The organism is Aliiroseovarius sp. S253 (assembly GCF_049800855.1).
Lineage (GTDB): Bacteria > Pseudomonadota > Alphaproteobacteria > Rhodobacterales > Rhodobacteraceae > Aliiroseovarius.
The window spans coordinates 466278-480830 of sequence record NZ_JBNAFW010000001.1; the positions used below are offsets into that span (position 1 = coordinate 466278).

Genomic DNA, 14553 nt, shown 5'->3' on the forward strand with positions numbered 1-14553 from the left:
AGCGTGGCCGCGTGATAAACAAGGGGGAATGCTTTTGCAGGCTCCCCCTTGGCGGGAAAACACGCAGCACGTGACGAATTACACCGGGCGGGCTTCCGAAGCTTGTTCACGCCACCGCTTTAGGGCGCGCCCCATGACCCGATTCCATAAGGTCGGAGACAAGGCGAGAGTCGCCATAACTGGCAGCGAGTAGGGCAACATCGGTGCTTCTTGCGACGTGGGTAGCCGCAGGGACGGATAGGGTCGCATGGGATGGGCATGGTGATCTGAATGGCGCGGGGCATTCAGCATCAAATGTGTGGTGAACCAATGTGGTGCATTCCAGCTGTGCTGCGGGCCGACTGGCTCTAAACGCCCATCTTCTCGCATCTCTCGTATCAATCCATAATGCTGCACATAATCCGATAAGAGCAGTTGCATCTGGGCGTAGGCAGAGATCAGAAGATAACCCAGAAGCCCGCCAAATCCTCCGATCAGGGTTGCTAGAATGATCATCACCACGCCTCCCAGAACATAAATGTAATAGGGGTTGCGCACTGTGCTGCGTCCGGCACGTTCAAGATCGTGCATCTCCATTTCGTAGCCCGCGAGGAAAGACCCCTTCCACGCACGTGGGGCGAAGGCATAGAAGCTTTCCCCTTCCTGTGCGGTGTTGGGATCGTCGGGGGTTGCAACAAAGCGATGATGAACCTTGGGATGGGCCGAGCTGTGATGCCCGAACAGAAGCGAGATATAGACCCACACGCCCAGCTGCCTCAGCCGTTTGTCGGCGCGGTGGATCAGTTCATGTGCGTTAGAGTTCGAGACCTGACCGAAATACAGGCCCGCCCCCCACAACAGACCAAGGCGCTCCCACCCCGTCAGGCCAGTTCGCCCCGAAAAGGCGATGATAACCAAGACAAGTGCGGCGAAATGAGCGACAGCAATGGCGATCGACAAAATGTCGGCGTCTCGGGCGATGTCTTCCTTGTCGATCGCTGGGGGGATGCGTGCGATCGCCTGATCCAGCCCAAAAGCGATGGCTGTCATGTAAAGAACAAGAGCGACACAGAAAAACCCGCCGAGAAAGCTTGCGACAGCGATCAGCAGCGCCGGGATACCCGCGGCAATGGCGAAGAACCTTAGGGGGTGTGACACCTTAGACCTCGGACGATGAATTACCGTTCCTGCATGTAAACTGGAAATCGAGCATCTACGCAATCCGTCATGCTCATGTCGTTTTTGAATGGCGCGGAGGATTGGGGGGCCGTTATGATATGCGGGTGCTTCAAGGGGAACATCATGGCGCTGGACGACAAAAAAGGCATCTGGAAATCGGGCAAAGGCAAAGGGCGTCGGACGCCCAAGGGCCGTCAGCTGAATATGGATGCGCTGGAGCGTGTGCAGGCTTTGCTGGGCGACCGCCCGCGTCGCCGCGAACTGCTGATCGAATTTTTGCACTTGATTCAGGACGAGTACGGCCATTTGTCTGCCGACCACATCCGCGCGTTGGCGCAGGAAATGGGCACCGGTCAGGCCGAGATTTACGAGGTCGCCAGCTTCTATGCCCACTTTGACGTGGTGAAAGAAGGCGAGACACCTCCGCCCGCACTGACCATCCGGGTCTGTGATTCCCTGTCCTGCGAACTGGCTGGTGCCGAGGCGCTGCAAAAGGCGCTTGAGGATGGGCTGGACGCGTCCGAAGTGCGTGTTGTGCGTGCGCCGTGCATGGGCCGTTGCGATACCGCCCCGGTGCTAGAACTGGGCCACAACCACATTGACCACGCCACGTTTGACAAGACCTTGGATGCGATCAAAGCCGATGATACCCACGCGCATATCCCCGACTATCAGGATCTGGCTGCCTATCAAGCCGAAGGCGGTTACGCTAAGCTTGCCGAGCTGCGCGACGGTGGTGATTGGAAAGACGTACAAGAAACCGTTCTGAACGCCGGTCTTCGCGGCCTTGGCGGCGCAGGCTTCCCGTCGGGCACCAAATGGGGCTTCGTGCGCGCCAATGAAGGCACGCGCTATCTGGCCGTGAATGGCGACGAGGGCGAACCGGGCACGTTCAAAGACCGTTACTATCTGGAACGCACGCCGCATCTGATGCTGGAAGGTATGCTGATCGCTGCTTGGGCGGTCGAGGCCGAAACCTGCTTTATCTACATGCGCGACGAATACCCCGCTGTGCTGGACATCCTGCGTCGCGAGATTGCTGCACTTGAAGACGCGGGTATCGTTGCCGCCGGCTATATCGACCTGCGCCGTGGTGCAGGTGCCTATATCTGCGGCGAAGAAAGCGCGATGATCGAATCGATCGAAGGCAAACGCGGCGAACCGCGCCACCGTCCACCCTTTGTGGCGCAGGTCGGCATCTTCAATCGCCCGACGCTGGTCCACAACGTCGAGACCCTGCATTGGGTCGCGCGGATCATGCGCGAAGGCCCCGAGATCCTGACCTCGGTCGAGAAGAACGGCCGCAAAGGTCTGCGCTCTTATTCGGTGTCGGGCCGTGTCGCCAATCCGGGCGTGCATCTGCTGCCTGCCGGATCGACCATCACTGATATCATCGAGGCTGCTGGTGGTATGCTCGATGGCCACAATTTCAAAGCCTATCAGCCGGGCGGCCCGTCCTCGGGTCTGTTGCCCGCGTCGATGGCCGACATCCCGCTGGACTTCGACACGCTGCAGCCGCATGGCACCTTCATCGGCTCTGCTGCCGTCGTGGTTCTGTCCGACAAAGACAGCGCCAAGGAAGCCGCTTTGAACATGCTGCGCTTCTTCGAGGATGAAAGCTGCGGTCAGTGTACCCCATGCCGCGTCGGTTGCGAGAAAGCTGTGAAGCTGATGCAGGCGGACAAGTGGGATCAGGATCTTCTGGAAGAGCTGAGCCAGACAATGGTCGACGCGTCGATCTGTGGTCTGGGGCAGGCTGCGCCGAACCCGATCCGTCTGACCATGAAGCACTTCCCGGACGAGGTCTGATCTTCCAAGTACGGTAACGTCATGCTTGACCCGCGCGTCATGCGCGGGTTGGCTGGGTGCGTGTTGACGGTGGTCAATGCGTTGTTAACCCACTTGGATTACGCAAAGACATGGCTCAACTGCCCCTCATCCTTGGCCTGCTGATTTCGCTGGCCTATTTCCCGCTGACCTCGCGCGCGCCCACGTGGCCGCGCTCGATCATCAAGACGATCCCGCTTTTGGCCTTCTCATTGGCCGCCTATCTTGGGGGGGGATCGGCCTTTCTTGTGGCCGGATTGTTCCTGTCGGCGCTTGGGGATTTTGGCCTGTCGCGCGACGGGGACGGCCCGTTCCTTTATGGCCTGTCCGCCTTCGCTTTGGCGCATCTGCTGTTCATTCTGCACTTTCTGGGCCTGTCGGGTGCCCCGATATACGAGGCATTCACCACCGCACCCATCCCCGCGCTTGTGTTGGTCGGGTTGATGGTTTCGACCGAGCTGTGGTTGGCGACACATACTGGGCATCTGCAATGGCCGGTGCGGATCTATGTCATCATTATTGGCGTGATGGGGCTGACCGCGCTGGCGCTTCCCTTCGGCTTGACGGTGATTGGCGCGGGGTTGTTCATCATCTCGGACGTCATTTTGGCCATCAGCCTGTTTAGGATGTCCGACACCTATCACCACCGGCTGAAAGCGGGCTATGCGATCTGGGGCTTCTATATCGCGGGTCAGGTACTGATCCTTCTGGGTGGGCTACCCGTCTAGCGTACACCAAATGTTTTGAGCGTCAGGGGAATGGCTTTGAACTCCATCGCACCGACGCGATTGCCCCATTGAAGTGGCTTCGTCACCGGATCCAGCCAACGCATCTTACGACACCAAGTTGCCGCGCGATCCCAAGTACCCGTCGTGTCATTGGATCGATACCCTTCGGCGGCAGCTTCGGCTTCGGGAATGTCTTTTGGCACAAACCCATAGATAGAATGGATGAAGATAATCAAATCGTGCATATGGCCGCGCGCGGTATTGCGTGAAGGCGAAAACCGCTCAAAGTCTAGAAACGAGATGGTCTGCCCGTCCCAGCACATGTCTTTGATGGCAGGGCGGCCATGAGACAAACCTTTGCTATGCATCCCGGCAAGTTCGACCCCTGCGGCATGAAAAGCCTGAAGGCGCGTTTCCTGATCTGCTTTCTGTTCGACAAGTAGCGTCGAAAGCGTCGGCCCACTGTCTTCGGTGACGATGAAATCTTCCCCTTCGGCGACAATCTCGGGCACCGGAACGCCTGCATCGGCAAGCGCATGATGCCCGGCGACATCGGCGCGGAAGGCCTCCATCGGGTCGCCCTTCTGGATGCGCCAGCGCAGGGAAAGAGTCTCGCCCTTTTTGGCCCAGTAGCAACGCCCCTTATGCTCAAGTCGCGCAATGCGGGCACCTTGATCAGACAGAAACTGATCGAGTTGGGCTTGAAGGGCTGGGTCGGCGAATTGGCGTTCATGAATGCTCATGCGCGCAATGTAACATTTCCATGACGATTTAGAAGGGGACGGCCCTCTTCCATCTGGAGGTTTTGTGCCTTACTTGGAAGGAAAGGGACAATGAGGGCGCTGGAATGGCATTCTTCTCGAAATTGAAGGAACGGTTGTTCAAATCGTCGTCGAAGCTTGAAGAAGGGCTTGAGGCGATTGTCGAGGACGGCGGCGAGGAAGAGCTGGTCGAGGCCATAGAGGCCGAGGCCCCTGCCGAGGTGCCAGAACCTACACCAGTTGACGCGCCCGCTCCGACCGAAGACGCCGCTCCTGAGCCTGAGCCTGAGCCTGAGCCTGAGCCTGAGCCTGAGCCTGAGCCTGAGCCTGAGCCTGAGCCTGAGCCTGAGCCTGAGCCTGTTGCGATTGTTGAAGATCCAGTTGATGTTTCACCGGAACCGGAACCGGAACCGGAACCGGAACCGGAACCGGAACCGGAACCGGAACCGGAACCGGAACCCGCTGTTCAACCGGTCGACGCACTTGTGGAACAAGCCTCGGAGCCAGCCGAGAAACCGGGCCTTCTGGGCCGTATGTTCGGTCGCCGCGAAGCCCAAAAAGTCGTCCGTCGCACAGTTGACGACGACATGCTGGAAAGCCTTGAAGATCTGATGATCACGTCCGACATGGGCGTGGACACAGCGATGCGCGTGACGGCCAACATCTCGGAAAGCCATTACGGCAAGAAATTGTCGGTGGCCGAAATCAAAGCCGTTTTGGCGAGTGAGGTCACGCGGATCATGGAGCCCGTGGCCGTGCCCATGCCGCTTTATCCCAAACGCCCTCAGGTCGTGCTGATCGTGGGTGTGAATGGCGCTGGCAAGACCACGACCATTGGTAAGTTGGCCAGCCAGTTCACTGCCGCCGGAAAGAAGGTTGTAATCGCTGCTGGCGACACGTTCCGTGCCGCCGCGGTCGAGCAGCTTCAAGTCTGGGGCGACCGTGCTGGCGTGCCGGTCCTGACTGCGCCCGAGGGATCCGATCCCGCATCATTGGCCTTTGATGCCATGACGCAGGCCGAGGCTGATGGCGCCGACCTTCTGATGATCGACACGGCGGGGCGCTTGCAAAACCGCTCGGACCTGATGGAAGAGCTGGCCAAGATCGTTCGTGTCATCAAGAAAAAAGACGAAAGCGCGCCGCACAACACTTTGTTGGTGCTGGATGCGACGACGGGGCAAAACGCGCTGTCTCAGGTCGGGACGTTCCAAGATCTGGCTGATGTGTCCGGACTTGTGATGACCAAGCTGGACGGCACCGCAAAAGGTGGCGTGCTGGTCGCACTGGCAGACAAGTTTGCGCTGCCGATTCACGCCATCGGCGTGGGCGAACAGATTGATGATCTGGCCCCGTTCGACCCCGAAGAGTTCTCGCGTGCCCTGATCGGCATCACGGATTGATGCGGAATGAGCGACTGGCTGACGTCGCTTGAAGGTACGCCCGCCGGGCATGACCTTGCGCTAGTCCTTGCGCTGACTGCGGCCTTTCTGCACGCGCTTTTCGGCGCGCTTCAAAAAGGGCGCCATGATCCGTGGCTGTCACGCGGGGCGATTGACCTGAGCTATGGCCTGATCGCGGCCCCGTTTGCTCTGTTCGTTGTTCCGTGGCCAGAGCCGCATATGTGGCCGATCTTCGCGGTCGTGTGGCTAATCCATGTGGGCTACAAACTGGCGCAAAGCTATACCTATGTGCTGGGCTCATACACTGTGGTTTATCCGGTGGTGCGTGGCACTGGTCCGTTGTTTACGGTCATCGGCGCGGGTTTCCTTTTTGGTGAAAGCTTTACCGGTCTACAATGGGTCGGCGTACTGACCCTTGTGGCTGGGATCTTCGCCTTGGCTGCTTACAACCTGCGCCATTGGCCCCTAGGTCGGGACAAGCGGCGCCCCGCCCTTGCGATGGCGGTTCTAACCGGTGGGTTTGTCGCCGCCTACACCACCTATGACGCGTACGGAATCCGCGCGACGGCGGACCCGTTCACCTTCCTCGCCTGGTTCTTTTTTATCGACGGGTTCTTCATGCCGGTCATCGCAGCCCTTAGATGGAAGAACATGGCCGCGCGTCCTGCGCTTACCCCCCTGATGGGGCGCGGCGTGTTGGGGGCCTTCGTGGCCTTCGCCAGCTTTGGCTCAATCATGCTGGCGACACGTCTGGACAGTGTGGGCGAGGCCGCGGTGTTACGCGAAACCTCGACCGTGTTTGCGGCCTTGATCGGCTGGATCGTGCTGGGTGAAAAGGTAGGGCCGCGGAGGCTGATAATGATGGCTTTGATTGCGGCAGGGGCCGTGCTAGTCGAAATGGGCGGATGAAGGAGTTCCCATGACCGAGAAACAGGTAAATCCCGCCCTACGAGGCGCGCTAGAATACGGACCCATCATCCTGTTCTTCGCCGCCTACACATTCCTGAAGGATCAGACTTTCATGGTCGCGGGGACCGAGTATTCTGGATTTGTCGCCGTCACTGCGATGTTCATCCCGGTGCTGGTTTTGGCCACCTTGGCGATGTGGAAACTGACTGGCCACCTGTCGAAAATGCAGATCGTCACGCTTGTGCTGGTGATTGGGTTCGGCGGGTTGTCGATCTGGTTCAACGACGAACGCTTCTTCAAGATGAAACCCACGATGATCTATCTGCTGTTTGCCGGGCTTCTGGGCTTTGGCCTGATGCGCGGTGAAAGCTATCTTGAGGCCGTGATGGACAAAGCGCTGCCGCTTGAACGCGAAGGCTGGATGCTTTTGACCAAGCGGCTGGCCGTTTTCTTCCTGCTTCTAGCCGTCGCGAACGAGGCGATCTGGCGCATGATGACCACGGATGCCTGGGTGAATTTCAAGACTTTTGGTCTGCCTGCGGCAACTTTTGGGTTCTTCATGTCTCAGGCAGGTCTTTTCAAGCGTTTCGGAACGGACGAAGAGGCCTCCTAAGCCCGCCCGAATGCAAGACCTCATCGCTTGAACAGAAGCTCCTGTGCTTTGCGGTCGTCCTCAAGTTTACTGCGCGATTCCGCGGCCACTGCGCGTCCACGCTGAACGGCGGGGCGTGCGCCAACTTCGTCCAGCCAACGCACCAGATGCTGCTTGTCGCTTAGATCCTGTTGCTGGCCTTCCCACAGCGATGCCCAGCCCCAGCAGGCCATATCCGCAATCGAGAAAAAGTCGCCTGCCAAATAACGGTTACCCGCCAAACGTCGATCCATGACGCCATAAAGGCGCGCAACCTCGGCCCGATAGCGGTCCTTGGCATAAGGAAGATCCTGCGGCGGATCCATTGCAGGGGCGTATTTCAGGAAGTGATGCGCTTGACCCGCCATCGGACCCAACCCGCCCATCTGCCACATCAGCCATTCTTCGACAGCAACCCGATCACGCTCGGCCTGGCCATAGAACTTCCCGGTCTTCCGGGCGAGGTATTGCAGGATTGCCCCGCTTTCAAACACGGAAATGGGTGCGCCATCCGGTCCGTCCGGGTCAATGATTGCCGGCATCCGGTTGTTCGGCGCGATCTTCAGAAACTCGGGCGCAAACTGGTCGCCCGCGCCGATGTTGATCAGCTTCACCTCGTAAGGCACGCCCATCTCTTCCAGAGCAATCGAGATTTTCCAGCCGTTTGGCGTCGGCCAGTAGTAGAGTTCAATGGGATTGGACATCGTGTTTCCTTTTAGCGTCCTACAGAACATGGCAGTCCACCCGGAAATGACAAGTATGCAGGTTTCACGATATGGCGAGCCAACCTTTTGTCGCTCTTGACGCCTTAGTTTGCAGGCGATATGGCGATGTTCGAGGCGATTTGTCCACCGGATTGCGGGCCTCGTAAAACATTCCGCTAAAGAGGTCAGGGTAAGCGGGGCATCCCGTGCCGCAATCCCCCGACGCTCACAGCGGTGGGGGTTTTTTTGTGCGAAAGGAACGCGCGATGACAAAATGGGGTAAACGGACCGAGGCCGTACACGGAGGCGTACGCCGCAGCCAGTATAACGAGCTGTCCGAGGCCATGTTCATGACGCAGGCCTTTGTCTATCCGACCGCGGAAGACGCCGAGCAGCGCTTCATCGAAAGCGGTCCGGACGAGTTTATTTATGCGCGCTATGGCAACCCCACCAACCGCATGTTTGAAGATCGCATCGCGGCGATGGAAGGCACTGAAGACGCGTTCGCCTGCGCCTCGGGCATGGCCGCAGTGAACGGTGCCTTGATGGCGCTGACGCAAGCAGGTGATCACATCGTGTCTTCGCGCGCGCTGTTCGGCTCTTGTCTTTACGTGCTTGAGGACATTCTGGGTCGGTTCGGCGTGGAAATTACTCTGGTTGACGGCACCGACAATCAGGCGTGGGAAGACGCAATTCGCCCAGATACCAAGGTGGTTTTCCTCGAAGCGATCTCGAACCCGACGCTCGAGGTGATTGATCTGGCCCATGTGGTGAAGCTGGCCCATGCGAATGGGGCGCTGGTCGTGGTCGATAACGCCATGCCAACACCGATCTTTTCCTATGCGACGGAAATGGGCGCCGACCTTGTGGTCTATTCCACGACCAAGCACGTGGACGGGCAGGGGCGGATGCTGGGCGGTGCCATCTGTGGCTCGCGCGAGCTGATCCGCGGCCCGATCGAGACCTATGTCAAACACACCGGCGGGGCGATCAATCCGTTCGCAGCGTGGACCCACCTAAAGGCGCTGGAAACGCTGGACTTGCGCGTGCGTGCGCAAGCCGATGGCGCGTTGAAGGTGACAGAGGCGCTGCAAGGCCATCCGAAGCTTTCGCGGATCAGCTATCCGACCCATCCGTCGCACCCGCAGTATGACATTGCGATTGGGCAGGCGCCTTCGGGCGGGACCGTGTTGGCGATTGAGGTGGACGGCGGCAAAGAGGCTTGTTTCCGTTTCCTGAACGCGCTTCAGATCTTCACGATCTCGAACAACTTTGCGGATGCGAAGTCCATCGCGACCCACCCCGCCACCACGACGCACCAGCGCCTTCCACAGGAACAGAAGGACATGCTGGGCATTTCGGATGGTCTGGTGCGCCTGTCCATCGGGCTTGAGGATGTCGATGATCTGATCGCCGATCTTCTGAGCGGCTTGGACGCGGCCTGATCTGTCGCATTTCGTCCATCGCGTTTGGCGTTTATGTGTCAAATGACTATGTTATAGGCGTGCGACAGCAGGATGGGGGTTCGACATGAACCAGATGAAGCGCAAGAGCGGGGACGCGGTGGATACCGCTCAGGCACAGGATGCTCTCGAGGTCCTGCGCAACTGGGCTGCAAATGCGGACCCAGTTGAAGTTGCTGCGCTTGATCCGGCGATTGCACGGCTTTTGCCGTCGGCGGATCTGCCGAACTATCCCGAGCTTAGCCGAACCTATCCGGACGATTTCGCTCCGGATGCCGATTACAAGGCGTCGATGCCCGATCTGCAAAACGGTCCTGCCAGCCTAATCCAAGGGGCAAAGCGGCACATCCAGCATGTAGGGATCTCGAATTTCCGTCTGCCTATCCGCTATCACACACGCGATGGGTCGGACGTTACGCTGGAAACCTCGGTCACTGGGTCGGTCAGCCTTGAGGCGGGCAAGAAGGGCATCAACATGTCGCGCATCATGCGCAGCTTCTATGGCCATGCCGAGAAGACCTTCAGTTTTGACGTGATCGAAGCCGCGCTGGACGATTATAAAAACGATCTGGAAAGCTTGGATGCGCGTATCGAGATGCGCTTTTCCTATCCTGCACGGGTCGAAAGCCTGCGGTCTGGGCTGTCCGGCTATCAGTATTACGATATTGCGCTGGAATTGGTTGAACACCGCGGTAAGCGGCGCAAGTTCATCCATCTGGACTATGTCTATAGTTCGACCTGCCCCTGTTCGCTGGAGCTGTCCGAGCATGCCCGCCAGATGCGTGGACAACTGGCGACGCCGCATTCGCAGCGCTCGGTCGCTCGGATTTCGGTCGAGAAGATTCATCAGCCCTCGGGCACGTTGTGGTTCGAGGATCTAATCGATCTGTGTCGCTTGGCAGTACCCACCGAAACGCAGGTGATGGTGAAGCGCGAAGATGAACAGGCCTTTGCAGAGCTGAACGCCGCAAACCCGATCTTTGTAGAAGACGCCGCGCGCTTGTTCTGCGAGCAATTGCAGCAGGATGACCGGATCGGAGATTTCCGCATCGTCGCCAGCCATCAGGAAAGCCTGCACAGCCATGATGCTGTGTCGATCCTAATCGAAGGCGATACATTCGAGGCTGAGAGCCTTGATCCAAAGCTGTTCTCAACGCTGTTTCACGTTGGCTGACCGCAAATGCATAGCTGGTTTGTGGAAACGGCAATGGTTATGTCACTATTGCTGACCTAACGTGGTGTCAGGGAGGAAACCAACAGCTTTGACAAGAGGTTTCCAATGGCTACGCAAACGACAAATATCGAAAATCCGGCCTTTTCACTGTTCACTTCGGTTCGCGCGTTTTTCTCGGCATTCGGTCGCGCCATGATCGTCGCTGCAGAAAACTCATCACGCATGCGCCGAATCGAGGCTTTCAACGCGATGACCGACGAAGAGCTGGCGGAACGCGGCCTGAAACGCGAAGATATTGTGCGCCACGTTTTTCGGGATTTGATGTACGTCTAGGTTTGGACGACGCTTGACACTATGGGCGTAGGAAGCCAACCCTGCGCTCATGTTAGATCTGCGACCTGTCATCTATGTAATCGGGCTTCTTGTCGCCGTTTTGGGCGCCACGATGCTGATCCCAGTTGTGGTCGACCTAGTGGACAACAATCCCGATTGGCAGGTGTTCCTGCAAAGCGCGGTCGTCACCATGTTGATCGGAGGCTCGATGGCCTTGTCGACGGCCAACGGGGTCGGCAAGGGGCTGACGATCCAGCAGACCTTTCTTCTGACAACTGGTGTTTGGGTGGCTCTGCCTATCTTTGGGGCTTTGCCTTTTGCCTTGGCCGAGATTGACGCCCGTCCCGTGGATGCGTTCTTCGAGGCAATGTCAGGCCTGACCACCACCGGCTCGACTGTGTTGTCAGGGCTGGAGGAATTGCCCAAAGGGCTTCTTTTCTGGCGCGGGCTTTTGCAGTGGTTTGGCGGCATCGGCATCATTGTTGTGGCCATGGTGTTTCTGCCCGAACTACGCGTCGGCGGTATGCAGATCTTCCGGTCCGAGGGCTTTGACACCTTCGGCAAAATCCTACCCCGCGCAACCGAAATCTCGTCGCGTATCTCAGTGATCTATTTCTCGCTGACCGCTTTGTGTGCAGTGACTTACTTCGCTTTGGGAATGAGCTTTTTTGACGCTGTAACCCACGCGATGACCACCATCGCGACGGGAGGATACGCCAACTATGACGCATCTTTCGGGGCGTTTGGTCCCGGCCCGGAATATGCGGCGGTCGTGTTCATGTTGCTGGCCGCTTTGCCGTTTGTGCGCTACGTGCAGATCCTTCAAGGCACCGCGCGTCCGCTTCTTCACGACCCACAAGTCCGCGCGTTCTTTATGACACTGGTGGTTATCGTCCTGATCATGGCGCTTTGGCGCTGGCTGGCTGCGGGGCAGCTCAGCGAAGAAGCCTTGCGCAAAACGCTGTTCAACCTGACCTCGATCCTGACAGGAACCGGCTATGCGTCGCAGGATTATATGCTGTGGGGCGGTTTCCCGGTTGTGATGTTCTTCTTCGTAGGACTGATTGGCGGCTGCGCTGGATCGACCGCTTGCTCTATCAAGATCTTCCGCTATCAGCTGCTTCTGTCTTCGATCAAGGCACAGATCCAGTCGATCCACTCTCCCCACGGGATTTTCACCCCGCGATACGGTGGACGCCGTGTGGACGAGGACGTCTTGTCCTCGGTCATGGGGTTCTTCGTTTTCTTTGTGGTGACCCTGGGCGTGACAGCGGTGGCCTTGGGCCTGACAGGGCTGGATTTCACCACGTCCTTGTCAGGCGCGGCGGCGGCTCTGGCCAATATCGGACCGGGACTGGGGGATCAGATCGGGCCCGCAGGCAACTTTGCGGGGCTGAGTGACACCGCCAAGTGGATCTTGATTGCTGCGATGCTGATCGGCCGGTTGGAGCTTCTTGCAGTGTTCGTGCTGTTCACTGTGAGCTTCTGGCGGGGCTAAAAACTTCCAAAAAATCAAAGGCCCGGCACGATCAGCCCGGGCCTTTTTTAGTCAGGGACCTTCGGATCAATTCCAGCAGCTAACCAGAACCGTCATATCAGCCGCCTTGGTGTTCAGCTCGACCGGATCGATCGAGGTCACGCTGTCCGTTGTGCTGGTCGAAACGCCGTTCGCGGCCAAAAATGCAGCCACGGTGTCTGCGTCCATGGCAAAGCTGGTATCAGCGGGTAGGGTGCGGCCTTTGTCGCCACTTGCCGGCAGAAGCATCCCCATCACCGATCCACCAGCGTCCAGAACCGGGCCACCCGCATCGCCGGGTAGGGCGGTCAGAGTCAGGCGGGACAGTTCGGTCTCGCCATTCAAGCCGGTCAGCTCAGAGAGGGTGCCGAAGGTTAGGCTGGGCGAACTCAGGCGGCCCTCATATGAAAAGCCTGCCACGGCCACATCCGATTTTAGGCGTGGTTGCGCAGTCAAGAACGATGCGAACGAGATCGGCGCCTGTGCTGTGGCTGGTTCCAGCAGGGCCAGCCCCAGCGTGTCGTCCATAGCCACTACATTGGCATCAAACTCGTCGTTAACAGAGACGCGCGCGCATGACTGCACGGCTTCGACAGTGGTCAGGATGCGGCCAGTGCCATCCACGTAGAAGCCAGAGCGCGACAGGTCAGGCGTGCGAATTTCCAACCCGGACAACAGGTCCAGACTTTGCGTGGATGCGTCCAGCCCGGCGTCATCAGCCAGTGCCTGCGAACCCAGCGAGGCAAAGCTTGCTTTCATGTCCCCCAGCGCCAAGTTACGGCGCTTGTCATCACCTTTGGGCCAGACCAGCGTAAAGCCTTTCACGGTTCCGTTTACCAGTTTGACCTCCGTGAACGAGGTGATCTTGTCGTTCTCACCTTCGATGGTGAACCCATTCTTGCCACGTTGGCGCGGACCATCGGCGGGGACGATCTCGAGCGTTTGCAGGATGTCATAGAGGCCAAAAAGAGTGTCCTGATCTCCAGTCTGGCTGATCATCACCAACTGCACGTCATTGTCGCTTTTGGTTTTGAAATGTACGAACGGGGCTTCATAGCGGTCGAACTCGACCATTCCTGTGGGAATGGCCATCGCAATGCCGGCGCTCTGATCCTCGTAGGGGGCCATGCCCAAGGCTTCCAGAACGGATTGATACTTGTCCAACAACGCGGCGCGCTGGCGTGTGGTCAAAACGCCGGTTGCATCATAGCCATAGTCGGCCTGCCAAGCGGCCATGGACCGGCGGGTGCCGGGACCAAACGCGCCATCGATGGCCGAGGTGTAATAGCCTTCCCACTGAAGTGCGACCTGAAGGGCCTTACGCGCATCACGGTCCAAAGCACGCTCGCTTGCCAAGGCTTCACGTTTGGTTTCGTCCTGTACCAGCACCACAGGTTCAGAGGTGGCAGCCGGTGCGGTCGCGGTGACTTCGGGCTGGGTTTCTTGTTCGGGCTGAGCGGCCGGGGCGGCAGGTGCCTCGATTGGGGCGGCGGTCAGGGTGCTTTCGCCGATGGGCCAGAATTGCTGGCGGAACTGCCTTGAAAACGCGATGAAGCTGTCTTGTGGGATCAGGCCTGCATTCTTCAGGTTGCGCAGCTGCACTTCGGCGGCGCGTTCGGTGTATGGTCCCAACACGATCGCGTACCAGTTGCCGTTTAGGCGGAACCCGTTCACCCCGTCAAGCCGGCCAGCATAGGCGCGGGCGCGGTTTTCAGCCTCGCGCAGCGAGGGCTGGGCCTCGACCTGAATCCAACGCACCGATTGTGCGTTTGTCGCTTGTTGAGCCACAGCCGGTCCGGCCGCCACGATCGCCGCCACGCTGGTGGCCGCCATTGGGGTCACTGCGGGAAGAAGGCCGGTGGCCAATGCAAGGGCAAATTGTTTGGTCATGGATCCTCGTAGCCAATCTGGCGAAATGGTCTGAATTTCGCGCAAGTAACACACCCGCG

13 protein-coding genes and 1 riboswitch are annotated in these 14553 nt (G+C 58.6%); of the genes, 9 read left to right on the forward strand and 4 right to left on the reverse strand.

Annotated features, from left to right (window positions below):
• Positions 1–78: 78 nt before the first annotated feature.
• Positions 79–1137, reverse strand: a complete 1059-nt coding sequence (locus ACP15F_RS02325) for an alkane 1-monooxygenase (RefSeq protein ID WP_424939240.1) — start codon at positions 1135–1137, stop codon at positions 79–81.
• 144 nt (positions 1138–1281) lie between these two features.
• On the opposite strand from ACP15F_RS02325, the gene ACP15F_RS02330 reads away from it, so the two are divergent.
• Together ACP15F_RS02330 and ACP15F_RS02335 are read left to right on the forward strand one after the other, a co-directional pair.
• Complete coding sequence (locus tag ACP15F_RS02330; protein ID WP_424939241.1) at positions 1282–2967, forward strand: NAD(P)H-dependent oxidoreductase subunit E; 1686 nt, start codon at positions 1282–1284, stop codon at positions 2965–2967.
• Positions 2968–3077: 110 nt separating this feature from the next.
• Complete coding sequence (locus tag ACP15F_RS02335) at positions 3078–3713, forward strand: lysoplasmalogenase family protein (RefSeq protein WP_424939242.1); 636 nt, start codon at positions 3078–3080, stop codon at positions 3711–3713.
• Here the strand turns inward: ACP15F_RS02335 and ACP15F_RS02340 are convergent.
• A complete protein-coding gene (locus ACP15F_RS02340; RefSeq protein WP_424939243.1) occupies positions 3710–4456 on the reverse strand; it encodes a lipopolysaccharide kinase InaA family protein in 747 nt (248 codons plus the stop codon). The genes ACP15F_RS02335 and ACP15F_RS02340 overlap by 4 nt on opposite strands.
• 104 nt (positions 4457–4560) lie before the next feature.
• Between ACP15F_RS02340 and ftsY the strand changes: the two genes are divergently transcribed.
• Genes ftsY through ACP15F_RS02355 form a run of 3 tightly spaced genes read left to right on the forward strand, consistent with a single transcriptional unit; the run spans position 4561 to position 7396 of the window.
• A complete protein-coding gene (gene ftsY / locus ACP15F_RS02345) occupies positions 4561–5874 on the forward strand; it encodes a signal recognition particle-docking protein FtsY (protein WP_424939244.1) in 1314 nt (437 codons plus the stop codon).
• A 6-nt stretch (positions 5875–5880) separates the two neighbouring features.
• Positions 5881–6783, forward strand: coding sequence for an EamA family transporter (locus ACP15F_RS02350; RefSeq protein ID WP_424939245.1), 903 nt, complete (start codon positions 5881–5883; stop codon positions 6781–6783).
• A 10-nt stretch (positions 6784–6793) separates the two neighbouring features.
• Complete coding sequence (locus ACP15F_RS02355) at positions 6794–7396, forward strand: inner membrane-spanning protein YciB (protein WP_424939246.1); 603 nt, start codon at positions 6794–6796, stop codon at positions 7394–7396.
• Positions 7397–7416: 20 nt separating this feature from the next.
• Here ACP15F_RS02355 and ACP15F_RS02360 read toward each other — a convergent pair whose 3' ends face one another.
• Positions 7417–8118 (reverse strand): glutathione S-transferase N-terminal domain-containing protein, encoded by a 702-nt coding sequence (locus ACP15F_RS02360; protein WP_424939247.1) that lies wholly within the window; start codon positions 8116–8118, stop codon positions 7417–7419.
• Positions 8119–8240: 122 nt separating this feature from the next.
• Positions 8241–8319, forward strand: a riboswitch (SAM riboswitch).
• A 65-nt stretch (positions 8320–8384) separates the two neighbouring features.
• Between ACP15F_RS02360 and ACP15F_RS02365 the strand changes: the two genes are divergently transcribed.
• The 4 genes from ACP15F_RS02365 (at position 8385) to ACP15F_RS02380 (ending at position 12586) form a co-directional block, all read left to right on the forward strand.
• Positions 8385–9563 (forward strand): aminotransferase class I/II-fold pyridoxal phosphate-dependent enzyme, encoded by a 1179-nt coding sequence (locus tag ACP15F_RS02365; protein ID WP_424939248.1) that lies wholly within the window; start codon positions 8385–8387, stop codon positions 9561–9563.
• A gap of 85 nt (positions 9564–9648) precedes the next feature.
• Entirely contained in the window at positions 9649–10755 is a 1107-nt protein-coding gene (gene folE2 / locus ACP15F_RS02370) for a GTP cyclohydrolase FolE2 (protein ID WP_424939249.1), read from the forward strand.
• Positions 10756–10860: 105 nt separating this feature from the next.
• Positions 10861–11088 carry a DUF1127 domain-containing protein gene (locus tag ACP15F_RS02375; RefSeq protein ID WP_424939250.1) on the forward strand — a complete coding sequence of 76 codons (228 nt, stop codon included), beginning with the start codon at positions 10861–10863 and terminating at the stop codon, positions 11086–11088.
• A 49-nt stretch (positions 11089–11137) separates the two neighbouring features.
• Positions 11138–12586, forward strand: coding sequence for a TrkH family potassium uptake protein (locus tag ACP15F_RS02380; RefSeq protein WP_424939251.1), 1449 nt, complete (start codon positions 11138–11140; stop codon positions 12584–12586).
• A gap of 66 nt (positions 12587–12652) precedes the next feature.
• Here the strand turns inward: ACP15F_RS02380 and ACP15F_RS02385 are convergent, their stop codons facing one another.
• The gene (locus tag ACP15F_RS02385) at positions 12653–14494 is read right to left on the reverse strand and encodes a trypsin-like peptidase domain-containing protein (RefSeq protein ID WP_424939252.1); all 1842 of its coding nucleotides are present in this window, start codon (positions 14492–14494) and stop codon (positions 12653–12655) included.
• Positions 14495–14553 lie beyond the last annotated feature (59 nt).

Excerpts from the sequence above, each read along its gene's own strand:
- ACP15F_RS02330 (WP_424939241.1), top strand. The coding sequence starts at position 1,282 with ATGGCGCTGGACGACAAAAAAGGCATCTGGAAATCGGGCAAAGGCAAA.
- ACP15F_RS02335 (WP_424939242.1), top strand. The coding sequence starts at position 3,078 with ATGGCTCAACTGCCCCTCATCCTTGGCCTGCTGATTTCGCTGGCCTAT.
- ACP15F_RS02340 (WP_424939243.1), bottom strand. The coding sequence starts at position 4,456 with ATGAGCATTCATGAACGCCAATTCGCCGACCCAGCCCTTCAAGCCCAA.
- ftsY (WP_424939244.1), top strand. The coding sequence starts at position 4,561 with ATGGCATTCTTCTCGAAATTGAAGGAACGGTTGTTCAAATCGTCGTCG.
- ACP15F_RS02350 (WP_424939245.1), top strand. The coding sequence starts at position 5,881 with ATGAGCGACTGGCTGACGTCGCTTGAAGGTACGCCCGCCGGGCATGAC.
- ACP15F_RS02355 (WP_424939246.1), top strand. The coding sequence starts at position 6,794 with ATGACCGAGAAACAGGTAAATCCCGCCCTACGAGGCGCGCTAGAATAC.
- ACP15F_RS02360 (WP_424939247.1), bottom strand. The coding sequence starts at position 8,118 with ATGTCCAATCCCATTGAACTCTACTACTGGCCGACGCCAAACGGCTGG.
- ACP15F_RS02365 (WP_424939248.1), top strand. The coding sequence starts at position 8,385 with ATGACAAAATGGGGTAAACGGACCGAGGCCGTACACGGAGGCGTACGC.
- folE2 (WP_424939249.1), top strand. The coding sequence starts at position 9,649 with ATGAACCAGATGAAGCGCAAGAGCGGGGACGCGGTGGATACCGCTCAG.
- ACP15F_RS02375 (WP_424939250.1), top strand. The coding sequence starts at position 10,861 with ATGGCTACGCAAACGACAAATATCGAAAATCCGGCCTTTTCACTGTTC.
- ACP15F_RS02380 (WP_424939251.1), top strand. The coding sequence starts at position 11,138 with ATGTTAGATCTGCGACCTGTCATCTATGTAATCGGGCTTCTTGTCGCC.
- ACP15F_RS02385 (WP_424939252.1), bottom strand. The coding sequence starts at position 14,494 with ATGACCAAACAATTTGCCCTTGCATTGGCCACCGGCCTTCTTCCCGCA.